At 66.3% G+C, this 20839-nt stretch carries 21 protein-coding genes; 11 read left to right on the top strand and 10 right to left on the bottom strand.

Going from position 1 to position 20839, the window contains the following annotated elements; translation table 11 throughout:
- Positions 1-53 precede the first annotated feature (53 nt).
- Positions 54-1187 carry a BTAD domain-containing putative transcriptional regulator gene (locus D6M19_RS00110; protein ID WP_123023150.1) on the bottom strand — a complete coding sequence of 378 codons (1134 nt, stop codon included), beginning with the start codon at positions 1185-1187 and terminating at the stop codon, positions 54-56.
- Between the two features lie 85 nt (positions 1188-1272).
- Between D6M19_RS00110 and D6M19_RS00105 the strand changes: the two genes are divergently transcribed.
- The 4 genes from D6M19_RS00105 to D6M19_RS00090 all read left to right on the top strand — a co-directional run bounded on the left by D6M19_RS00105 (position 1273) and on the right by D6M19_RS00090 (position 3606).
- Positions 1273-2322, top strand: coding sequence for an NAD(P)H-dependent amine dehydrogenase family protein (locus D6M19_RS00105; RefSeq protein WP_123023149.1), 1050 nt, complete (start codon positions 1273-1275; stop codon positions 2320-2322).
- A gap of 124 nt (positions 2323-2446) precedes the next feature.
- Positions 2447-2722, top strand: coding sequence for a hypothetical protein (locus D6M19_RS00100; protein WP_206428423.1), 276 nt, complete (start codon positions 2447-2449; stop codon positions 2720-2722).
- A 50-nt stretch (positions 2723-2772) separates the two neighbouring features.
- Entirely contained in the window at positions 2773-3123 is a 351-nt protein-coding gene (locus tag D6M19_RS00095) for a heme-binding protein (RefSeq protein WP_123023147.1), read from the top strand.
- A 9-nt stretch (positions 3124-3132) separates the two neighbouring features.
- Positions 3133-3606: an SRPBCC family protein gene (locus D6M19_RS00090; protein ID WP_123023146.1), complete on the top strand. Its 474-nt coding sequence runs from the start codon at positions 3133-3135 to the stop codon at positions 3604-3606.
- 4 nt (positions 3607-3610) lie between these two features.
- Here D6M19_RS00090 and D6M19_RS00085 read toward each other — a convergent pair whose 3' ends face one another.
- Together D6M19_RS00085 and D6M19_RS00080 are read right to left on the bottom strand one after the other, a co-directional pair.
- Complete coding sequence (locus tag D6M19_RS00085; RefSeq protein ID WP_123023145.1) at positions 3611-4336, bottom strand: HAD family acid phosphatase; 726 nt, start codon at positions 4334-4336, stop codon at positions 3611-3613.
- Positions 4336-5442 carry an NDMA-dependent alcohol dehydrogenase gene (locus D6M19_RS00080; protein WP_123023144.1) on the bottom strand — a complete coding sequence of 369 codons (1107 nt, stop codon included), beginning with the start codon at positions 5440-5442 and terminating at the stop codon, positions 4336-4338. The genes D6M19_RS00085 and D6M19_RS00080 overlap by 1 nt, the downstream gene beginning before the upstream one ends.
- Positions 5443-5506: 64 nt before the next feature.
- On the opposite strand from D6M19_RS00080, the gene D6M19_RS00075 reads away from it, so the two are divergent.
- Entirely contained in the window at positions 5507-6364 is an 858-nt protein-coding gene (locus tag D6M19_RS00075) for a patatin-like phospholipase family protein (RefSeq protein ID WP_123023143.1), read from the top strand.
- 145 nt (positions 6365-6509) lie between these two features.
- Positions 6510-7244, top strand: a complete 735-nt coding sequence (locus D6M19_RS34640) for a hypothetical protein (RefSeq protein WP_234834630.1) — start codon at positions 6510-6512, stop codon at positions 7242-7244.
- 63 nt (positions 7245-7307) lie between these two features.
- On the opposite strand, the gene D6M19_RS00065 is transcribed toward D6M19_RS34640, so the two are convergent.
- A complete protein-coding gene (locus D6M19_RS00065) occupies positions 7308-8276 on the bottom strand; it encodes a patatin-like phospholipase family protein (protein WP_123023142.1) in 969 nt (322 codons plus the stop codon).
- A gap of 681 nt (positions 8277-8957) precedes the next feature.
- On the bottom strand, positions 8958-9383 hold the full coding sequence (lpqV, locus tag D6M19_RS00060) for a lipoprotein LpqV (RefSeq protein WP_123023141.1): 426 nt from the start codon (positions 9381-9383) through the stop codon (positions 8958-8960).
- A 110-nt stretch (positions 9384-9493) separates the two neighbouring features.
- On the opposite strand from lpqV, the gene D6M19_RS00055 reads away from it, so the two are divergent.
- Positions 9494-10009 (top strand): cysteine dioxygenase, encoded by a 516-nt coding sequence (locus D6M19_RS00055; protein ID WP_123023140.1) that lies wholly within the window; start codon positions 9494-9496, stop codon positions 10007-10009.
- Positions 10010-10015: 6 nt separating this feature from the next.
- Positions 10016-10390, top strand: a complete 375-nt coding sequence (locus D6M19_RS00050) for a rhodanese-like domain-containing protein (protein ID WP_123023139.1) — start codon at positions 10016-10018, stop codon at positions 10388-10390.
- Here the strand turns inward: D6M19_RS00050 and D6M19_RS00045 are convergent.
- Genes D6M19_RS00045 through D6M19_RS00035 form a run of 3 tightly spaced genes read right to left on the bottom strand, consistent with a single transcriptional unit; the run spans position 10387 to position 13925 of the window.
- Positions 10387-12087 carry an alpha/beta hydrolase gene (locus D6M19_RS00045; protein ID WP_123023138.1) on the bottom strand — a complete coding sequence of 567 codons (1701 nt, stop codon included), beginning with the start codon at positions 12085-12087 and terminating at the stop codon, positions 10387-10389. The two genes, D6M19_RS00050 and D6M19_RS00045, sit on opposite strands and share 4 nt — an antisense overlap.
- 9 nt (positions 12088-12096) lie before the next feature.
- On the bottom strand, positions 12097-12879 hold the full coding sequence (locus tag D6M19_RS00040) for an enoyl-CoA hydratase (protein ID WP_123023137.1): 783 nt from the start codon (positions 12877-12879) through the stop codon (positions 12097-12099).
- Positions 12876-13925, bottom strand: coding sequence for an enoyl-CoA hydratase/isomerase family protein (locus D6M19_RS00035; protein WP_123023136.1), 1050 nt, complete (start codon positions 13923-13925; stop codon positions 12876-12878). Before D6M19_RS00035 ends, D6M19_RS00040 begins: the two co-directional genes overlap by 4 nt.
- 155 nt (positions 13926-14080) lie before the next feature.
- Between D6M19_RS00035 and D6M19_RS00030 the strand changes: the two genes are divergently transcribed.
- Positions 14081-14932: a Bax inhibitor-1/YccA family protein gene (locus D6M19_RS00030; protein ID WP_123023135.1), complete on the top strand. Its 852-nt coding sequence runs from the start codon at positions 14081-14083 to the stop codon at positions 14930-14932.
- 789 nt (positions 14933-15721) lie between these two features.
- Here D6M19_RS00030 and D6M19_RS00020 read toward each other — a convergent pair.
- Together D6M19_RS00020 and D6M19_RS00015 are read right to left on the bottom strand one after the other, a co-directional pair.
- Positions 15722-16939: an acetyl-CoA C-acetyltransferase gene (locus tag D6M19_RS00020; RefSeq protein ID WP_123023133.1), complete on the bottom strand. Its 1218-nt coding sequence runs from the start codon at positions 16937-16939 to the stop codon at positions 15722-15724.
- A gap of 33 nt (positions 16940-16972) precedes the next feature.
- Positions 16973-17938: an SGNH/GDSL hydrolase family protein gene (locus D6M19_RS00015; RefSeq protein ID WP_123023132.1), complete on the bottom strand. Its 966-nt coding sequence runs from the start codon at positions 17936-17938 to the stop codon at positions 16973-16975.
- A gap of 193 nt (positions 17939-18131) precedes the next feature.
- On the opposite strand from D6M19_RS00015, the gene D6M19_RS00010 reads away from it, so the two are divergent.
- Positions 18132-19193: an alpha/beta hydrolase gene (locus D6M19_RS00010; RefSeq protein WP_123023590.1), complete on the top strand. Its 1062-nt coding sequence runs from the start codon at positions 18132-18134 to the stop codon at positions 19191-19193.
- 29 nt (positions 19194-19222) lie between these two features.
- Complete coding sequence (locus D6M19_RS00005) at positions 19223-20617, top strand: cystathionine beta-synthase (RefSeq protein ID WP_123023131.1); 1395 nt, start codon at positions 19223-19225, stop codon at positions 20615-20617.
- The last annotated feature ends 222 nt before the right edge of the window (positions 20618-20839 follow it).

Below are 20839 nucleotides of genomic sequence, written 5' to 3'. Positions count from 1 at the left end.
GACAACACCCTAATGCCGCAGCGCGGGCGTCACACAGCAAACCGCACTACGCCTCACAGGCCCTGCATCTCGAACACGAACTCGTGGTCGCAGATCCGAATGCGGTCTCCGTTGGCGAGGGCGACGCCGGCGCGGATTCGTTCCCCTCGCACGTCGACGCCGTTGGCCGACCGCAGATCCGAAACCACGAAGCTGGTGCCGGTGTCGATGACGACGGCATGGTGGCGGCTGACGTTCGGGTCGTCGAGAACGATGTCGTTGTCGGGCAGTCGGCCGATCCGGGTAGCCGCCGCCACCAGCGGATACTCCCGGCCCGACGCGTCGCGAAGAAGGGCGACCGAGGATGCTCCGCTGATCGCGGTGCGCTGGTCGAGCGAAGTGGCGGTATGGATGGCGGTGGTCCTCGCCACCCGCTTGACGTCAAGAGGCTCCTGGCGCAGGACCCGCTCGTAGAGTGCCTTCACGGTCGGGCCGGGATCGATACCGAGATCCTCTGCGAGCGTGGTCTTCAGCCGCCGGTAGGCCTGCAGCGCGTCGGATTGGCGTTCGGCCAGGTAGTAGGCGGTGATCAGCTGAGTCCACAGCGGCTCGCGGTAGGGATGCTCGGCGGTCAGCGACTCCAATTCACCGATCACGGCATAGCTACGCCCGCATGCGATCTCGGCCTCGGCGAGCGCGGTATGCGCGAGCATCTTGTCCTCGACCAGTGCGGTGGCAAATGCGTCGACGAACTGGAAGTCGCGCAGGTCCTCGAGGACCGGCCCGCGCCATTCCGCGAGCGCCGCGGACAGGTGCTGGCTGGCCTGCTCGAACTTTCCGGTGGCCGCAGCCTGCACACCCGCGTTTTTACCGAGCGCGAATCGTCCGATATCGCAATCGCTTTCGGGCACTGTCAACCGGTAGCCAGGTGGTGCGCTCGCCAATGCCGTGCGGGAGTCGACGCCGATGCCCGCCAGCAGCTTGCGGAGGTTGGACACGTAGGAATGCAGGCTGGCCCGCGGATCAGGTGGCGGGAACTGCTCCCACGCCGCCTCGATCAACGAATCGGTCGCGACGGGGCGGTTGCGGTTGATCACCAGCATGGCAAGTACCGCCCGCTGCTTGGGCGTGCCCAACGCCACCGACTCGCCGTCGACGCGGATCTGCAGCGGTCCCAGCACGCCGAACTCGGCACCGTTGTCGGTCATCACGGCAATTGTGACCTGCCCATGCGCGTCGTGGTGTAGACCTGGGTAGAACGTGTTCTAGTTTCGCGATTTCGGGAGGTATGACATGGGCCTTCGGGTCGTGCAGTGGGCCACCGGCGGCGTCGGTGTCGCGGCGATCAAGGGGGTGCTGGAGCACCCGGACCTCGAGCTCGTCGGATGCTGGGTGCACTCGCCGGACAAGGCGGGGCGCGACGTCGGCGAACTGATCGGCAGCGAACCGCTCGGTGTCACCACGACGAACAGCATCGACGACATCCTCGCCCTCGACGCGGACGCGGTGATCTACGCGCCGCTGATGGCCGATCCCGACGAGGTTGCTGCACTGCTGCGGTCCGGCAAGAACGTGGTCACCCCGGTCGGCTGGCTGTACCCGAGTGAGCGAAGCGCCGCGCCGATACGTGAAGCGGCGCTGGAAGGTAACGCGACGCTGCATGGCACAGGCATGGCGCCGGGCGGCATAAGCGAGAAGTTCCCACTGCTGTTCTCGGCGTTCTCCACCGGCGTGACATTCGTTCGCGCGGAGGAGTTCTCCGATCTGCGAAGCTACGACGCACCCGACGTGCTGCGCCACGTGATGGGCTTCGGCGAGGTACCCGAGAAGGCGCTGACCGGGCCGATGCAGAAGATGCTCGACAGCGGTTTCATCCAGGCCGTGAAGATGGTCGTCGACCAGATGGGCTTCAAAGCAGACCCGAAGGTACGGGCCACGCAGGAGGTCGCCCTGGCGTCCGCGCCGATCGAATCCCCGCTTGGCGTAATCGAGCCCGGCCAGGTCGCGGGCCGCAGGTTCCACTGGGAGGCGCTCGTCGACGGCGAGCCCGTTGTGCGCGTGACGGTGAACTGGTTGATGGGGGAGGAGAACCTCGATCCCGCGTGGACTTTCGGCCCCGCCGGGCAGCGCTACGAGATGGAGGTCCGCGGCAACCCCGACATCACCGTCGCCGTCAAGGGTTTCCACTCCGAGATCGGCGGCGAGGGCCCGGAGTACGGCATTGTCGGCACGGCGGCGCACTGCGTGAACTCGGTACCCGCGGTCTGCGCGGCCGCGCCGGGCATCCTCACCATGCTCGACCTCCCGCTGATCAGCGGGAAGGCGGCTCCGCGGCTCGGCTGATTTCCCTTGCGAATAGGGACTTTCTGCCCTTGGGCCGGCGCAGAATTGCCGACATCGTGATAAGCATCTCCATCGACTCGAGGTACACGCTGTGATCGCATTCAAGACAACTGCACCGCTTGGGCTGTGCGCCGTAGTGATCGGACTCGCCGTCCTGTCAGAGCCGGTGTCGGCCAACGCCGATGTCTGCGGGTCGGTGGGCGGACGCCACGTCTCGGTGAGCGGGTGCGGGAGCATCGCCGACGCGGTCGCGCCCTACGTGCCGCCGCCCGCGGTCTATGCGCCGTTGCCCGAGGACTATGACATGGCCCCACCGCCTCCTCCGCCACCGCCTCCGCCGCCGAATGTCAACGTGTGCGCCAACTTCGGGCGCCGGATCAGCGTCAGCGGTTGCATCTGAGCAGCGCGCGTCACGTCAGACCCAGCTAGTTCCCGTAAGGAGCACAACGAATGGTGATTAAGCAACGACGCTTGATGTGCGGAGTTTCGGCGCTTGTCGCCGCGATTCTGGTGGCGACCGCGGCACCGGCAGCCGCGGACGATCCCCCACCCCCGAACTGCACCGCCGCGGACCTGGCCGGTGTGCTGACCGGCGTGTCCGCCGCCATGTCGGCCTATCTCTTCACCCACCCGGACGTGAACGTCTTCTTCACCGACCTCAAGGGCCTTCCTCGAGACCAGCAGCGTCAGCACTTGCAGGAGTACCTCGACGCCAACCCGCAGGTGGAAGCGGAGGTCAGGGCGATACGCGCGCCTTCGCTGGAGTTCCGAGACCGCTGCGAGGTGGAGTTGCCGAGCTAGTCTCGTGTGATGGCTGAGCCGTTGGTTGTCGAGCAGTCCCGCACCATCTCAATGGGCCGCGACGATGTCTTCCGCGACATGGTCCCGATGCCGTTGCCGTCCCTGTTCCGACGTTGGTACGGCCCGATCCCGCCGATCAAGGAAACCCGGGACCAGACCGGTGATTGGGACGCCGTCGGGCAGTCCCGCACCGTTGTGCTGGTCGGCGGCGGCAGCATGCACGAGCAGCTCACCCAGTTCGATCCGCCCCATTCATTCGGCTACACGCTGACCGACGTCAAGGGCCCGCTGTCGCCGCTGGTCGCCCACGTCGACGGTGAGTGGATCTTCGAGCCGATCGGCGCAGGCACCAACGTGACGTGGCGGTGGACCATCCACCCGCGCAGCGGGCTCACCGCGCCCTTGCTGCCGATATTCGGCAAGCTGTGGAAGGGCTACGCCCGCCAGTCGCTGGATGAGCTGTCCAGGCAGCTCGTGCACTGAATCGTCACGGGATGCGGTAGAACGGGTTCGGCAGCAGGAACGTGCGTTCGGCGAACCCGCCGTCGAGATCCGACGGCTGGTCGCCCATGTTGACGATGATGGTGTAGCCCTCACCCTCGATGGCCTGCCGTTGCGGGGCCTTGAAATCGGCAGCCGAAACATAATGGGCACCATCGGGTTCCATGATCAGCCGGGAGTAGCCGGTGTATCCGACGTCGGCGAGGTTGCGTTCGGTCGCCGCCCGCTGTGACTCCTGGCGGCCGGTGATGAAGAAGATCGCTGCGCCGCGGTCCTTCGCGGTGTTGTAGACGTCCATCGTCGGCGGGATAACGGCGGACCGCGCGCTCAGATCCCATGCCTGCAAACCGCAGGGACCGTGGGGCAGCGCGTTGCACGGGCCACCGTAGACCCGGCCGAAGTCGTTGGCCTTGATGGCTTCCCAGTTCGACAGCACGGTCTCGTCGATGTCGAAGACCACCGCGGGCCGGTTGACGGCCGCGGCCCGCTCGTCGATCCACGGGATGGCGGGCCACGCGGCCAGCTGCAGATCGGTCAGATAGGCGCCGTTGTCGTAATACCGCGTCGCCTCGGTCTTCAGGTCGCCGATGTTGGCCGGCTGAACCGGGGCCGGGACGATCGGCGACGGAGGCGCTGGCGGTTCGGCGACGGCCGTCGGCGCGCAGACCAGCAATGCGGCCACCACGACGACGGTGATGCGAGCGTGGACCATCAGAACCGGATCAGCCCGCGCAGATTACGGCCATTGCGCAGGTCGTCGTATCCGGCATTGATGTCGGACAGTTCGTATTCCCGGGTGATCAACTCGTCGAGCTTGAGCTGACCGGAGTCATAAAGGTCGAGCATCTTGAAGATATCGACACGTGGATTCGACGAACCGAAAAGTGAACCGCGAACCTGCTTTTCGAATAGCGTCAGGTCGACCAGCGACAGGTTCACCTGTTTCTCGTCCGGGTGCGCCATCGCCGTCATCACCACGCGGCCGCGCTTGCCGACCAGGCTCAGCGCCTGTGCGACGTAGGCGCCTTCGGCGACATCGGTGGTGACGACGCAGACGTCGGCCTTCTGGCCGTGGGTCAGCCCGATCACCAGCGAGGCGGCCTCCTCGAGGGTCGCCGCGGTGTGGGTGGCACCGAATTCGGTTGCTCGAGTGCGCTTGTACTCGACCGGGTCGAGTGCAACCACGTGCCGGGCCCCGACGATGCGGGCCGCCTGAACCGCGTTGATGCCGACGCCGCCGACGCCCATCACCACCACCGTGTCGCCGGCAGTGGCCTCGCCGGTGTTGACCGTGCTGCCGTATCCGGTGGTGACACCGCATCCGACCAGTGCCGCCTTGTCAAGCGGGACGCTTTCGTCGACCTTGACCACCGACGCCGTCGGCACCACGGTGTACTCGGAAAACGTTCCGAGCAAGCACATTTGGCCGACGTCGTGGCCGCGGGCGTGGAAGCGGTGGGTGCCGTCAAGCTGCGGGCCCCGCAGCAGATGCATCCCGAGTTCGCACAGGTTGCTGATGCCGCGCACACACGGCCCGCACCGACCGCATGCGGGGATGAAGCTCAGCACCACCGGATCGCCTTCGGCCACGTCGGCGACGCCTTCGCCCACCTCCACCACGACGCCCGCGCCTTCGTGTCCGCCGACCACCGGCATCGTCATTTTCAGGTCGCCGGTGACGAGATGTTCGTCGGAGTGACACATGCCGCTTGCGGCCATCTTGACCATCACCTCGGCGTGCCCGGGGCCGTCCAGGTCGATCTCCTCGACCTCCCACTTCTGGTGTAGTCCCCACAGCACGGCGGCCTTCGTCTTCATCGACGTGTGCTCCTCCAGGGTTGGCGTTCAGGTTGATTATCGCCAGCCTGGCAGACTTTCGTGCGTGACATCGAAACGTGGTCTGGTGCTGGCAGGCGGGGGACTGGCAGGTATCGCCTGGGAGATCGGCATTCTGCGGGGCATCGAAGACGAAGCGGCCGCGACGGCGCGCGCCCTGCTGGATTCCGACGTTCTCATCGGCACCTCTGCCGGGTCGGCGGTCGCCGCGCAGCTCGGCAGCGGTCTGAGCCTCGACGAGCTGTACGAGCGGCAGATCAAAGGCACGTCCAAGGAGATCAGCCCCAGCGTCGACATCGACGACATCACCGAGCTGTTCCTCAATGCGCTGTCGGACCCAGATGCCAGCAAGGAGCAGAAGCTGCAGCGCATCGGCGCCGTCGCGAACACCACGCCCACCGTTTCGGAGGCGGTCCGACGCGATGTGATCGCCCAGCGGTTGCCGTCACACGACTGGCCGGACCGCGATATGCGCATCACCGCGATCGACATCGGGACAGGCGAGCTGGTCGCCTTCGACAGGAAATCGGGCGTCGAGCTGATCGACGCTGTCGCCGCGAGCTGCGCGGTGCCTGGCGCATGGCCACCCGTCACCATCGGCGAACGGCGATACATGGATGGTGGTGTCGGCAGCACGATGAACTTGAAACTGGCCGCAGACTGCGACGCGGCCGTCGTGCTTGTGCCGTCGGGTAAGGGAGCGCCGTCACCGTTCGGTCCCGACCCGGCCGTCGAGGTCGACGCCTTCAGCGGCCGCTGTATGGGGGTGTTCGCCGACGACGACTCGTTGGCGGCGTTCGGCCCCAACCCTCTTGACCCCGCATGCCGGGAACCGTCGGCACGCGCCGGGCGTGCGCAGGGCCGCCGGATCGCCGGTGAAATCGCCGAGTTCCTGGCGGGCTGATCACGTCTGAACGGCGCTGACCTGCGCAAACAGGTTGGCGAAAATTTTCGTCGAATTTCTTCTGAAAAATTGTGCGACTGATCTGGGCCCAACGCTCCTACCTGTGAAAGCGGCACAAAGGCAGCTTCAGACCACAGGAGAAATCATGAACGGCTACTACCCCCAGAACAGCAATCAGAACTACTACAACGGCTACGCCCCGATGCAGCAGCCGATGCCGATGGCCGCGCCGGTCGCACAGTCCGCCGCGGCGAGCAAGGGCCTGCTGATGGTCGCGGGCATTGCGGTCGTCGGCGCCGCAGCCTTCGGCGGCATCTACCTGATGAACTCGAGCCAGCCCGAGCAGACCGCGGCCTCACAGCCCTCGACGGTGTTCAACATCCCCTCTGAGATCAACATCCCCGGGCTGAACACCAACGACGACCCGGCCTCCCCGGTCGTCGTCAACAACCCGGCACCGTCGGTGCGGGTTTTCACACCCTCCGCTCCCCGTCAGATCGCCGGACCGGCCCCGGTTCAGGGCCAGGCTCCGGCGCAAAGCCAGACCCCGGCGAACACGACCAAACCCGCCGACACCAAGCCGGCGGACACCAAGCCGGCGGACACCAAGCCGGCGGACACCAAGCCGGCGGACACCAAGCCGGCGGACACCAAGCCGGCGGACACCAAGCCTGCCGACACCAAGCCTGCCGACACCAAGCCTGCGGACACCAAGCCCGCAGACACCAAGCCTGCGGACACCAAGCCGGCGGACACCAAGCCTGCCGACACCAAGCCGGCGGACACCAAGCCCGCCGACACCACGACCGGGACCAAGATCGGCGGCACCGATGTGGACCCGTTGCTCGAGTTCGGCGGTTGTGCGTGCGGAAACAAATAACCGCACAAGCCATTTCGAAGCTTCAGCCCAGGCCCTCTCCCAGGCCTGGGCTGAAGCGCGTTCTCAGCACTCCAGCGCCTTGATGGCCTGCGCGGCCAGTTCGCGGCCGATGTCGATGACTTCCGCAGCGCGATGGAATTCCAGGCTGCGGCAAGCGGTTCGGGGCACCTCGATCAGGAGGTCGGGCGGGTAGGCGGCCAATGTGTGACGCGCCAGAGCGGCCTGGGCGATGTCGATGGTGCGATTCATCACCTCGAAGCTGCCCATCTTGGGTACTGGTCCGCCGTCGGGCACCGCATCGGGGTCGTCCTCGTCGGCGGCACTGCTGAACCTGCTCAACATGGCGCGCCCTGTCTGCGTGTCGAGCACCGACCGGGCGGCGTTGGTGTCGAGCAGCGAAGAGGTGCTGCGCCACATCCTGTTCAGCCATTCCGTCGTCGCCCGCGGTTCGGCGTCCGTCGGCTCGTAGCGGCCGCCCGCCTCGCTGCCGCTGAGGCTGACGGCGATGGTGAGGTCGGCGTTGACGGCCGCGATCGGCGCCATCGGCAGCGGGTCGAGGATGCCGCCGTCGGCGAGCAGGCGGCCGTCGAGGATGTGCGGGGTGATGACGCCGGGTATGGCGATGGACGCCCTGATCGCCTCGTCGACCGGACCCCTCTGCAGCCACACCGACTTGCCTGCGATCAGGTCGGTGGTCACGGCGGTGTAGGGGATCGGAAGCTGCTCAATGGTGACCTCGCCGAGGATGTCGCGCACCGCGTCGAGGATCTTCGCCGCGCGCAGCACCCCGGCCGCCGTGATCGACGGATCCAGCAGCCGCAGCACCGCGCGCTGCGTCAACGACATTGCCCACTCGGCGAATTCGTCGAGCTTGCCCGCCGCCTGCAGGCCGCCGACGAGCGCGCCCATGGACGACCCGGCGATCCCGACGATCTCATAGCCCCGGTCATGCAGCTCCGCGATCACCCCGATGTGGGCGTATCCCCGTGCGCCCCCGCTGCCGAGCGCCAGCGCGACCCGATTGCCAGCCATACCGCCATTCTGCGCCGTACCCTGTCGTCAACCGCCCCGAGCCTGCTGACGGATCGCGATTTGACCGGCAGACTCAATCGGTCGCTGCAACACCTGATTGGTTTAGGGGTGTTGTTCGATGGGTTTCGCTCGCGTGGCAGCAAAGAGGTTCCGGGGTTGGCTCGTGAGGTCTTCCTGGAGGCGTTGAGGTCGGGATTGTCGCAGTCGGCGGCGGCCACGGTGGCTGGAGTGCATCGCTCGACGGGTCAGGGTTGGGCCAAGGCGGCAGGGATTGCGGCCAACCGGCCCATTGCGGGATCCGGTTTTCAGCCGCGATGCGGGAGGCGTTCTGGGCGGCGATGTATTCCGGGTCATCGACGGCTCAAGCTGCTGTGATTGCCGGCGTGTCGGAAAACGCCGCCGTGGCGTGGGTCCAACAGTCGGGTTTCGTGCCCAGAACCCCGGCTTGTGACCTGGAACCTGTTAGCGCCCCGGTGCAGCGCGTGCGTGCTCCCATGACGTTCGTCGAAGAACTCGACCGACTACTCTCAGACCCGTCCGCTTACGTTGCAGCGACAGCTTGAATCCGCCACCAGAATTCGCGGCCTTGCGCAGTCTCGGGCGCCACACATGGGACGCCGGGGGCTGACCGACCCGCTGCCGGCCCGTCCTAGCCGACTTTCTCGCAGCCGTGATTCGAATTCAGCAGAGCGAGTCGGCGCCCGCCTGGACGGCGACGATGACGGCGGCCTGCCTGGCCGGGGAGAGCTGTGCCCACGGGGTGTTGTAGGTGGCGGGCCCCGGCGGGGTGTTGGGGTCCTGGATCGTCTTCAAGAACGGTTCGATCTGCGACTTCCGGTCGCCGCCCTGCTGGTCGATCCAGGCCTTAGCGGCCTGGCAGGCCTGCGAATACTCCTCTTCCGTCGACTCGGCGGCGGCGCCGATCGCCGTGGTCACGCCGCCCGGTGAGACCTCGGTGGCGCCGGGTGCCGGGGTGTGGGTTTCGGAGCTGGACGCCGTCGTCGTTGCGGGTGCTGCCGACGACGGACCGCCCTCGCCCTCCGACGAACAACCTGTCATCGCCACGATCGCCGCCGCGGCTGCGGCCCATAGGGGGAAGGAGCGCATGCTGCCAATCTATGCAACACTCGCCAGCGTGATGGCAGGGATCTGGTCTGGGTGGTGTTGTCCGGCGTAAGCCGCCGCCCCCTGACCCGTCTGTCACTTCTGGAGTCCTCATGGTTTCCACCGTCTCCGCCCCTACCCGCCTGCGCGTCCCCGATCTGCTGAACGCGGTCGATCAGGCCGCCGACGGCGTGCTCAGCGGCCGTTACGACCACCTTCTACCGCCCGGCGGGGTGCCGACCGATGACCGCTGGTACACCCGCATCCACGGCGACGACGACCTGGACATCTGGCTGATCAGCTGGGTCAAAGACCACGCCACCGAGCTGCACGACCACGGCGGTTCGCTCGGTGCGCTTACGCTGGTGTCCGGTGCACTCGACGAATTCCGTTGGGACGGTGAGGCGTTGCGACGTCGTCGGCTCAACGCGGGCGATCAGGCAGCGTTTCCGCTCGGGTGGGTACACGACGTCGTGTGGGCGCCGACACACAGCCTTACGGTCGCCGCCCCCACGCTGAGCGTGCACGCGTACGCTCCGCCGCTGACGGCGATGTCATACTACGAGGTGACGAATCGGAACACCCTGCGTCGCAACCGAACCGAACTCACCGACGGCCCGGAGGGATAGTCACTGATGGCCAGCCGTATCGACAAGGTGCTCGACGCCGCACGCGCCCGGTTGCAGCGGTTACCCGCAAACGCCGTGCCTGGCGCGCTGGAACGCGGCGCGGTGCTCGTCGACATCCGCCCCCAGGCGCAGCGGGACCGCGAGGGCAGCGTCGCGGCAGCACTGGTGATCGAACGCAACGTCTTGGAGTGGCGCTGCGATCCGACCAGTGACGCCAGAATTCCGGAGGCCGTCGACGACGACGTGGAATGGGTGGTGCTGTGCTCGGAGGGCTACACCTCCAGCCTTGCCGCGGCGTCGCTCGTCGACCTCGGACTGCACAAGGCGACCGACGTGGTCGGTGGCTACCACGCATTGGCGGCCGAAGGGGTTCTCGTTTAAGCGTTCTCGTCGTTGCTCAGCAGCGGGCGGAGGCGCTCGGTCTTCCCCGGTGTCCACCCAGGTGGTTGCAGCACCGCCGCCCAGCCGTTGGCGACATCCTTGACGTAGACGTGGCCGTGCCCGTCGGGGACGTCCACCGCGACGGCCATGTCCGCCGACACCTGCAGGAACGTCACCACCGGGATCCACTGCATGCGGCCGGACAGATCGTAGCCGCGGGGCTCTTTCAGCCAGTCCGGCTCCTGGAAGAGCAGATCGGGATTCCACCACGCGATCGGGTCCGACGCGTGCTGGAGGTAGACCACCCGCGGTTCACTCCACGGGTCGTCGGGGCGGCCCAGGTTGTCCGGGCGCGCGACGAAGCGGACGTTCTCGCCCTTGTCGAAGATCGGCAGCCATTCCGGCGAGCCGTTGTCGCGGTTGCGGGTGAGATCGGCCCAGATCGTGTTGTTGAACGTCGGACCCGAGTAGAGGGCGCCGTCGGTGCGGGCGATGAGATTGTTCAGCGACAGGAACGGCGCCTCGCCGCCGAACGAGCCGAGGCTTTCGCCGAACACGACAAGTTTGGGCCGCTGGCCCTCCGGCATCTCGCGGATCAGCGCGTCGACGGCCTCGAACAGCGCCTGGCCGGCCTGCCGCGCGTTCTCTTTGTCGACGAGGAACGACAGCCAACTCGGCAGGAACGAATACTGCATGCTCACGATCGCGGTGTTGCCGTTGTACATGTACTCCAGCGCGGCCGCCTCGGCCTCATTGATCCAGCCCGTACCGGTTGTGGTCGCGACGGCGACCACGTCGCGATCCAGGCCGCGCGTGCGCAGGAGTTCCTGGGCGGCCAGCGCCGCGGTGGCCTTGATGCCGTCGGCGGAATGCAGGCCCGCGTAGGCCCTGATCGGTTCGATCGCGGGCTTGCCGTTGAACTTCGAGAGTTCCTCGACCGTCGGGCCTGCCGAAACGAACACCCGGCCCTGATGGCCCAGCGACTCCCAGCTGGCCAACGACTCCGGCCCGCCAGAGCGCAGCGTCGAGTCGGGTGCGGGAAAGTCGGGATCGGTCTCGTCGTTGACCGCGGCGAAAGTCTTGTTGAGGAAACCCATTCCCGCGTGTACGACGACCCCGTTGAGCAATGCGATCGACAGCGCGAGCAGAAGAACGACCGACACGACTGCCGAAACCCGCGGTGGTGCAAAGCGATTCAATTGCCGGGTCAGAAAGCGCACGAGCCGACCGATCAGCTGGCCGATCTCGACGAAGATGAAAAGCACGACAATCGAGAGCACCGCGGTCAGTGGGTGGTCCCAGAACGACATCCGTGGCACACCGTTGAGATCGCGCACCTCGTCCTGCCAGACGTGGAAGTAGATGATCATCAGAATCTGGCCGATCACACCGACGACGACCACGGCTAGCCACGCCCAGCCGGGTGCGTGGGGGCTGGCGTCCTTCGAGCGCATGTACTGCACCAGCCACACGGCCAGCACGCCGATGCCGTAGCCGATCGCGCCCGCCGCGCCGCTGACCAGGCCCTGGAACAGTGGTCCGCGGGGCAGCAGCGACGGCGTCAGCGACAACCACAGGAACACCAGAGCCAGGACTGTCCCGGTGAACGTGTAGTGCCGCTGCCACCAGGTCGGCTTCTTCGCCGGCGGTTCTTGTTGCGGTGCTGCTTCTTCCGTCGCCTCCGCGGTGTCTGTCACCAGGGCAGATTAGCTGTGAGTGAAGTTCGGTGGGCGTTTCTCGCTGAAGGCGTTCATCCCCTCGGTCTGGTCGGCCGTTGCGAACGCCGAGTGGAACAGCCTGCGTTCGTACAGCAAGCCCTCAGCCAACGAAGATTCGAAGGCCCGGTTGACGGCCTCCTTGGCCATCCTCGACGCCGACAGCGACATCTCAGAGATGGTGGTGGCCACGGCCTTTGCCTCACGGATCAACTCGTCGGCGGGCACCACGCGCGATACCAGGCCGCTGCGGTCGGCTTCCTCGGCGTCGATGGTGCGCCCGGTCAGGACAAGATCCATCGCCTTGGCCTTGCCGATGGCGCGGGTCAGCCGTTGTGAGCCGCCCATGCCAGGCAGCACCCCGAGCTTGATCTCCGGCTGGCCGAATTTGGCGGTGTCGGCGGCGATCAGGACGTCGCACATCATCGCCAGCTCGCAACCGCCGCCGAGCGCGTAACCCGCGACGGCGGCGATCAGCGGCGTGCGCACCGCCGCCAGCTTCGCCCATGGCGCGAAGAAGTCCTGGCCGAACACGTCGCCGAAAGACAGCTCGGACATCTCCTTGATGTCGGCGCCTGCGGCGAACGCCTTCTCGTTGCCGGTGATGACGATCGCGCCGATCCCCGAATCACTGTCGAATTCCGCTGCCGCGGTGGTGACTTCGTCCATCACCTGGCTGTTGAGTGCGTTGAGCGCCTTTGGCCGGTTCAGCGTGATGGTGCCGACGCGCGCGTCGCGGTCGACGAGGATGGTCTGGTAGCTCTTCTCGGTCATTGCCTCTCCTCGGGGAAGGTCAGGTCGGGGTTGCGTGGCGCGAAGTACGCGTCGATATCGGCCCTTGTGACCGCTGCCAGTGACGGCGGCGACCACTTCGGGTTGCGGTCCTTGTCGATGACCTGCGCGCGGATTCCTTCGACGAGATCGTGCGAACTCAGCGACTGGCACGTCGTCCGATACTCCTGGCGCAGCACGTCTTCCAGCGTGTCAAGCTTGCCGGCGCGGCGCACCGCTTCAAGCGCGACCGATAGCGAAATGGGGGAGCGCGTCATGATCAGGTTGGCCGCGTCGTCGGCTGGACCCGCGTCGTGTCCGCGCAGCGCAGCGACGATGTCTGCGACGGTCTCACCCGCATAGCACTCGTCGATCCATTGCCGCTGCGCCAGTAACTCACTCGTCGGCGATTCCGTCGCGTATGACGCGAGGGCGGCGTCGATGCCGTCGGCGACGATAGCGTCGGAGAACTTGCCGAGTTCGTCGTGCGGGACGTAGTGGTCGGCGAAACCCATGGCGATCGCATCACCCGCGGCGAACGGCGCGCCCGTCAGCGCTGCGTGAAGGCCGAGCAGGCCGGGTGCGCGCGACAAGATGTACGTGCCGCCGACGTCGGGAATGAACCCGATGCCCACTTCAGGCATGGCCATCTTGGTGGTGTCGGTGACGACGCGGACGCTGCCGTGCGCGCTGACGCCGACGCCGCCGCCCATCACGATGCCGTCCATCAGCGACACGTACGGCTTGGGGTAGCGGGCGATCTGGGCGTTCATCAAGTACTCGTCGTGCCAGAACGAGCTGGCGACGCCGTGATCGCCGCGGGCGCTGTTGTAGACCTCGACGATGTCGCCGCCCGCGCACAGTCCCCGCTCGCCCTCGCCGGACAGCACGACGGCTGTAACGGCGTCGTCGTCCCGCCATTCGGTCAGCGCCTGAGAAATCGCTGAGACCATGGGATGGGTCAACGAGTTGATGGCCTTGGGTCGATTCAGCCTGATCAGGCCAAATCCGCCGTCGACGGTTACTAGGACATCCTTGTTTTCGCCCACGGAATGCAATGTAGATCCTGACCCGTCTGTGCTGCACCGCGGGTAAGGTTTCCTGTGAAAGACCTGGCAGGTTTTTTCGGGAACCCGCACTGGTGACCGAGCGTTGAATAGATATTCGTCAGTAGGCGAACGACAGCACAGGAGAGGATCCGACGGTGCGCGAGAGCAGCAACCCGGTATTTCGGTCCCTGCCCAAGGGGCAAGGTGGATATGCGCAGTTCGGTACCGGCGCCGCCGCCGGCGCCGCGGCAGTACATGCCGATCCGTATGTGACGCAGTACCCCGACCAGCGGCAGACCGGGGTTTCGCGTCCGATGACCATCGACGACGTCGTCACCAAGACCGGTGTCACGCTCGCGGTGCTGAGCGCCGTCGCGGTCGTCTCGTACTTCCTGGTCGCGGGCAACCTCGCGCTGGCCATGCCGTTCGTGTTGGTCGGCGGCCTGGGTGGCCTCGCGTTGGTGTTGATCGCCACGTTCGGCCGTAAGCAGGACAACCCGGCCATCGTGCTGAGCTACGCCGCGCTCGAGGGCCTGTTCCTCGGGGCGATCTCGTTCCTGCTCGCGAACATGTATGTGTCCGGCGCCAGCGCCGGTGCCCTCATCGGGCAGGCGATCCTCGCCACCATCGGCGTATTCGTCGGCATGCTCGTCGTGTACAAGACCGGCGCCATCCGCGTCACGCCGAAGTTCACCCGCATGATCATCGCGGGCATCTTCGGTGTCGTTGTACTCGCGCTCGGCAACTTCGTGTTGGCGATGTTCGGTGTCGGCGGCGGTGAGGGCCTCGGCCTTCGTGGCAACGGCCCGATCGCGATCATCTTCTCGCTGGTGTGCATCGGCCTCGCGGCGTTCAGCTTCCTGCTCGATTTCGACGCCGCCGACCAGATGATCCGCGCAGGCGCGCCGGAGAAGGCGGCATGGGGTGTCGCGCTGGGGCTGACCGTCACACTGGTCTGGCTCTACATCGAGATCCTGCGTCTGCTCAGCATCTTGCAAAGCGATTGACGCTCAACACTAGGAAAGCCCCCGGCACGCCGGGGGCTTTCTGTTTGCGCTGTTGAGTCTGCGCACAGTGCTCGGTCATCCACAGTTCTGCGCCATGGACGCAAAGTGAAGACCGGTGCGTCGGCGCAGGGTGTCAACCTGCCGCCATGGGAGACGATTTGGCGCCATTCATCGGAAACCACGCGGTGGCGCCGGCTGGCTCAGCCGTTATGAGCTGCGGCGCTTCTAAAACTGGGCCAATGCACGACCTCCCGACGGGGTGATCACGCGCAAAGAACTATTGCTGGAGGACGAGATTCAGCGGTTGGACGGCCTGGTCGTGACAACACCACAGCGAACAGTGTTCGATCTGGGCCGTCGCGGGCGGCTCGACGGGGCAGTGGCTCGCCTCGATGCGTTGGCGAGAGCCGCCCATTTCGAGATCCGGGATGTCGGCAAAGTGGCGGCATGCCATCCGCATACCAGAGGTCTCCGACAGCTTGAGCAGGCGCTCGACCTCGTCGACGCAGGCGCGGAGTCACCGAGGGCGAGATCTGATGTTGGCTGTCGAATATGAGGGCGACCATCATCGAACTGATCGCACGCGATTCGCTTATGAAATCGAGCGTGCCGAGGACATCCGCGAGGTGGGTTGATTGGTGGTGCGAGTGGCCGCACGCAATCATCCGGCCGAGGTTCTTCGCCGCGTCAGGCGCGCATGGGACTCGCGAGCGCGTTGACTCTGCGTTGCGGGCCATCCCTTCTCGGCCTTTTCCGCCATAGACGCAGAGTCAACGCCGGCAACGGCCGCTAGGACAGCCGCTCGATGATCATGGCCATGCCCTGGCCGCCACCGACACACATCGTCTCCAGGCCGAACGTCTTGTCCTGCGTCGTCAGGTTGTTCAGCAGCGTGGCCGTGATGCGCGCACCCGTCATGCCGAACGGGTGCCCCAACGCGATCGCGCCGCCGGAGATGTTGAGCCTGTCGAGATCCATGCCCAATTCGCGTGCCGACCCGAGCACCTGGACCGCGAACGCCTCATTGATCTCGTAGAGGTCGATGTCGTCGATCGTCATGCCCGCGTTGGCGAGTGCCTTGCGCGTCGCCTCGATCGGCCCGAGCCCCATGATCTCCGGTGACAGACCGCTCACGCCGGTGGCGACGATGCGGGCCAGCGGAGTGAGGCCGAGCTCCTTGGCCTTCTCGTCGCTCGTCACGATCACCGCTGCCGCACCGTCATTCAGCGGGCATGCGTTACCCGCGGTGACCGTGCCGTTCGGCCGGAACACCGGCTTGAGCTGGCTGATCTTCTCGTATGTGGTGCCTGCCCGCGGCCCGTCGTCGGCGCTGACCGTAGATCCGTCCGGCAGGGTCACCGGCGAGATCTCGCGCGCGAAGAACCCGCTGTTGATGGCCTCCTCGGCGCGGTTCTGGCTGCGCACGCCCCAGTGGTCCTGCTCCTCGCGGCTGATGCCGGTGTACAGCGCGACGTTCTCGGCGGTCTGACCCATCGCGATGTAGACGTCGGGAAGCACGCCGTCCGCCCGCGGGTCATGCCACTCGTCCGCGCCCGCCGAGGCAGCCACCGACCGTTCCTCAGCGTCGGCGAACAGTGGGTTGTGCGAGTCGGGCCAGCCGTCGGAGGTGCCCTTCGGGAACCGCGAAACCGTCTCCACACCTGCGGAGATGAACGCGCTGCCCTCGCCGGCCTTGATCGCGTGGAACGCCATCCGCGTGGTCTGCAACGACGACGAGCAGTACCGGTTCACCGTCGTGCCTGGCAGGAAGTCGTATCCGAGCTCGACGGCGACGGCCCTGCCGATGTTGAAGCCCGCCTCGCCGCCGGGCTGCCCGCAGCCCATCATCAGGTCGTCGATGTCCTTCGGATCGAGCGAAGGCACCTTGTCCAGCGCGGCGCGCACCATCTGTGCGGCGAGGTCGTCGGGCCGCATGTCGACCAGCGACCCCTTGCCCGCCCGGCCGATCGGCGAGCGTGCGGTAGCGACAATGACGGCTTCTGACATGACAGCTCCTCAGTAGTGGCTTACCGGGAAAACCTAGCTGGCGGGCACCACGATCGGTGCAGGGACCCCAGTCGATCGCTTCCACAGTCGGCTGACTCCGCCGAGCCGCGACAGCAGAGTGTTGACGTCGGCGGCCCTGGTCTCGAACGGCGATTCAGGTTCGACCGTTGTAGTGAAGTCGCCCAACGCATTACACAGCGCGGGTAGCAGCTGCTGTGCGGCGAGTTCGTATCCGGCCCCCGACGGATGGAACATGTCGTCGGAGAAGTACCGTTCCGGCGCCTGCCGGAAGTCGGACGTCATCAGGTCGGCAAGCGGAACCGGAACGCCGCCTGACGTCCGCACCGTCGCAGCCTGCGCGCGGGCCAGCCGCAGCCCGATGGTGCGGGCAACAGAACGCAGTGGCTGCGGAATGGCGGTGATGACTCCGAAGTCCGGACATGTACCGACCACGACGATGGCGCCGCTGGCCCGCAGTCGGCGGACTGCCGCACCCAGCCGCCGCGCCGACGGTCCGATTCCGTGCAACTTGGTGACGTCGTTTGCGCCGATCATTATGACCGCCGCGTCCGGCGGCGGGCCCGCCACGAACATGGCGTCGATCTGGCCCGACAGACCCTTCGACGTGGCGCCGACGATGGCCTTGGTGCTCAACCGGATTCGCTTGCCGGAGGCCTCGGCCAGACTGCGGGCGACGATCACCCCGGGCACCTCTTCGGCGCTGCGGGCGCCGTAGCCGGTCGCCGTCGAATCGCCGAACACCATCAAGTGCAGGTCGAACGGCACCCCGCGATGCCAGCGCTCGACCGGCCCCCCGCCGGGCGAGTACACGCCGTCGGCGCGGGGTGGGATGTCCCATGACTTCGGAATGACGCGTCGGGCCGCCTCGGCCTGGCCGCTCAGGTAGGTGCGGGCGCCGACATAGGCGGAGCCCGTCGATGCGAGCGTGGCCGCGGCCGCAATGGCGACTGTGGACCGACGCGATGCACGAATCCTCACGACGCCATTTTATGGCGAAATGAGGTGTTCTCCGCGTGGCGAGGCATACAGGCCGGTCACGGTGCGGTATCAAGTCCGGTATCGAATCAGTTTCTTTGATTGTTGTACCGATTATCGATGTCAAGCTAAGTTATCCGGACTGGCCGAGCAACGAGCCACCCCGGGCACTACAGCGTCGTAGGAAGTGGTGGCGATGACGGCACCAAGCAAAGTCCCCAGTACGCCTCGCGCTGCTATCGGCGCAGCTAGAGGGCATAAACCGCGTAAATTTCCTGTCAGCGCCGGTGGCCCACTCGAGGTCGTCGAGGACGGCCCAAGCCTGCAGGGACGGCTGCTCGCACTGGCCGCAATGCTCACCATCAAGCCAACTCTGGCAATCGGAAGTTACGCTCCTCGCCTGCCATGGCCGTTCGGTGTTGTGGACGTCGTGTGTCGAGTGCTCAAGCCCGCCCCCGGCACGGTCCGGGCCACGATTTCGCTGCCCAACTGCAGCGCCCAGCTGGTCCGCGCCGCCGGTGTGCTGCCCGCCGACGGCAACCGCCGCGTCGTGCTCTACATGCACGGCGGCGCCTTTTTGACCTGCGGGGTGAACAGCCACGGACGGCTGGTCGAGACGCTGTCCAAGTTCGCCGACAGCCCGGTGTTGGTCGTGAACTACCGGATGATCCCGAAGCACTCCGTCGGCCAGGCGCTCGACGACTGCTACGACGCCTACAAGTGGCTGCGCCTCAGGGGCTATGACCCCGAACAGATCGTGCTCGCGGGCGACTCCGCGGGCGGCTACCTCTCGCTGGCCCTCGCCGAGCGGCTGCAGCAGGAGGGACTGGCCGGTGAATCCCCCGCGGCCATCGTGACCCTGTCGCCGCTGTTCGAGATCGACAACGAGGGGCGCGCCAACCATCCGAACATCCGGTCCGACGCCATGTTCCCACCGAAAGCGTTCCACGCCCTCGTGGAGCTGGTGGAGGCCGCCGCTGAGCGCAACGCCGTCGACGGCAGGGTCGAAGAGGTCTTCGAGCCTCTCGACCACATCGAGCCGGGACTTCCGCGCACCCTGATCCACGTGTCGGGGTCCGAGGTTCTGCTCAACGACGCCCGCAAGGCCGCGCGCATGCTGGCGGCTGCGGGCGTGCCGGTGGAGGTCCGGGTATGGCCGGGGCAGATGCATGTATTCCAGATCGCCGCGCCCGCGCTGAAGGAGGGCGCCAGGTCGCTGCGGCAGATCGGCGACTACATCCGAGAGGCGACCTGGTAAGCGTTCTGGCGGCCTGAGACCATGGACGTATGCGGATCGCCCGGCACGTCAGTGAGCTCATCGGCAACACCCCTCTGGTTGAACTGAACTCCGTTGTCGCAAATGGCGCGGGCAGGGTGGTCGCCAAGATCGAGTACCTCAACCCGGGCGGCAGCGCCAAGGACCGCATCGCGGTGAAGATGATCGACGCGGCCGAGGCCAGCGGCGAACTGAAGCCCGGCGGCACGATAGTCGAACCCACATCCGGAAACACCGGCGTCGGTCTGGCTCTGGTCGCGCAGCAGCGCGGCTACAAGTGTGTCTTCGTCTGCCCCGACAAGGTCAGCGAGGACAAGCAGAATGTGTTGCGCGCCTACGGAGCTGAGGTCGTGGTGTGCCCGACGGCGGTGCCGCCCGATCACCCCGACAGCTACTACAGCGTCTCCAACCGTCTTGTCGAGGAGATCGACGGCGCGTGGAAACCCGACCAGTACTCCAACCCGATGGGCCCAGCCAGCCATTACGAGACGACGGGTCCCGAGGTCTGGAATGACACCGACGGCACGGTCACCCATTTCGTCGCAGGGGTTGGCACCGGCGGCACCATCACCGGGGCGGGCCGGTATCTCAAAGAGGTGTCCGGCGGCAAGGTGCGCATCGTCGGTGCCGATCCGGAAGGCTCGGTGTATTCGGGTGGCACGGGCAGGCCTTACCTCGTCGAAGGCGTCGGCGAAGACTTCTGGCCGTCGGCGTACGACCCGACCGTGCCCGACGAGATCATCGCCGTCTCCGACGCCGACTCCTTCGACATGACACGAAGGCTCGCCCGCGAAGAGGCCCTGCTGGTCGGCGGGTCATGCGGAATGGCCGTGGTCGCCGCGATCGAGGTCGCCCAGAAGGCCGGACCGGATTCGCTTGTCGTCGTGCTACTGCCAGACGGCGGACGCGGTTACATGTCAAAGGTTTTCAACGATGCGTGGATGTCCTCGTACGGCTTTCTGCGCAGCAGGCTCGACGGGTCGCTGGAGCAGGCGACCGTCGGAGACGTGTTGCGGGGCAAGTCCGGTGCGCTGCCTGACTTGGTGCACACGCACCCGTCGGAGACAGTGCGCGACGCGATCGGCATCCTGCGTGAGTACGGGGTGTCGCAGATGCCGGTCGTCGGAGCCGAGCCGCCGGTGATGGCCGGCGAGGTGGCGGGCAGCGTCTCCGAGCGTGAACTGCTGTCCGCCGTGTTCGAGGGCCGGGCCAAGCTGGCCGATGCGGTTTCTCAGCACATGTTGCCGCCGCTGCCGTTGATCGGTGCAGGCGAGATGGTGAGCCAGGCGGCAAAAGCACTGCGCGACTGCGATGCGGTCATGGTGGTGGAGGAAGGCAAGCCGGTCGGTGTGCTGACCCGCCATGACCTCCTGGGATTCCTGTCCGACGGCACGCCCCGGCGCTAGCCGCTCAGATCACCGCATTTACAGCTAAAACGCCTGCGCAAGACACCCGTGGCGAACCTTGCCGAAGGCGCTGCGTAGAGCAAATTCTCAGGTAGATTAAGCACGCTCGTTCCCAGCTAACGAAAAACTGGAAGGCGTCCATGACCGATCAACCGCCACCTCCTCCTGAAACCGTCCCTTATACACAGCTGACGCTGCCGACGAAAGCCTAGGGCAAAATGA

The sequence above is a fragment of the Mycolicibacterium stellerae genome (assembly GCF_003719305.1).
In the GTDB taxonomy this organism is placed as follows: domain Bacteria; phylum Actinomycetota; class Actinomycetes; order Mycobacteriales; family Mycobacteriaceae; genus Mycobacterium; species Mycobacterium stellerae.
This window is presented reverse-complemented; position numbering and strand designations above follow the sequence as displayed.

Bases quoted from the DNA above. Each gene is read 5' to 3' on its own strand.
- D6M19_RS00085 (WP_123023145.1), bottom strand. From the start codon at position 4,336: ATGGTCCACGCTCGCATCACCGTCGTCGTGGTGGCCGCATTGCTGGTC.
- D6M19_RS00005 (WP_123023131.1), top strand. From the start codon at position 19,223: ATGCGGATCGCCCGGCACGTCAGTGAGCTCATCGGCAACACCCCTCTG.
- D6M19_RS00050 (WP_123023139.1), top strand. From the start codon at position 10,016: ATGGCCAGCCGTATCGACAAGGTGCTCGACGCCGCACGCGCCCGGTTG.
- D6M19_RS00080 (WP_123023144.1), bottom strand. From the start codon at position 5,442: ATGAAGACGAAGGCCGCCGTGCTGTGGGGACTACACCAGAAGTGGGAG.
- D6M19_RS00090 (WP_123023146.1), top strand. From the start codon at position 3,133: ATGGCTGAGCCGTTGGTTGTCGAGCAGTCCCGCACCATCTCAATGGGC.
- D6M19_RS00105 (WP_123023149.1), top strand. From the start codon at position 1,273: ATGGGCCTTCGGGTCGTGCAGTGGGCCACCGGCGGCGTCGGTGTCGCG.
- D6M19_RS00095 (WP_123023147.1), top strand. From the start codon at position 2,773: ATGGTGATTAAGCAACGACGCTTGATGTGCGGAGTTTCGGCGCTTGTC.
- D6M19_RS34640 (WP_234834630.1), top strand. From the start codon at position 6,510: ATGAACGGCTACTACCCCCAGAACAGCAATCAGAACTACTACAACGGC.
- D6M19_RS00065 (WP_123023142.1), bottom strand. From the start codon at position 8,276: ATGGCTGGCAATCGGGTCGCGCTGGCGCTCGGCAGCGGGGGCGCACGG.
- D6M19_RS00020 (WP_123023133.1), bottom strand. From the start codon at position 16,939: ATGTCAGAAGCCGTCATTGTCGCTACCGCACGCTCGCCGATCGGCCGG.
- D6M19_RS00110 (WP_123023150.1), bottom strand. From the start codon at position 1,187: ATGACCGACAACGGTGCCGAGTTCGGCGTGCTGGGACCGCTGCAGATC.
- D6M19_RS00055 (WP_123023140.1), top strand. From the start codon at position 9,494: ATGGTTTCCACCGTCTCCGCCCCTACCCGCCTGCGCGTCCCCGATCTG.
- lpqV (WP_123023141.1), bottom strand. From the start codon at position 9,383: ATGCGCTCCTTCCCCCTATGGGCCGCAGCCGCGGCGGCGATCGTGGCG.
- D6M19_RS00040 (WP_123023137.1), bottom strand. From the start codon at position 12,879: ATGACCGAGAAGAGCTACCAGACCATCCTCGTCGACCGCGACGCGCGC.
- D6M19_RS00010 (WP_123023590.1), top strand. From the start codon at position 18,132: ATGACGGCACCAAGCAAAGTCCCCAGTACGCCTCGCGCTGCTATCGGC.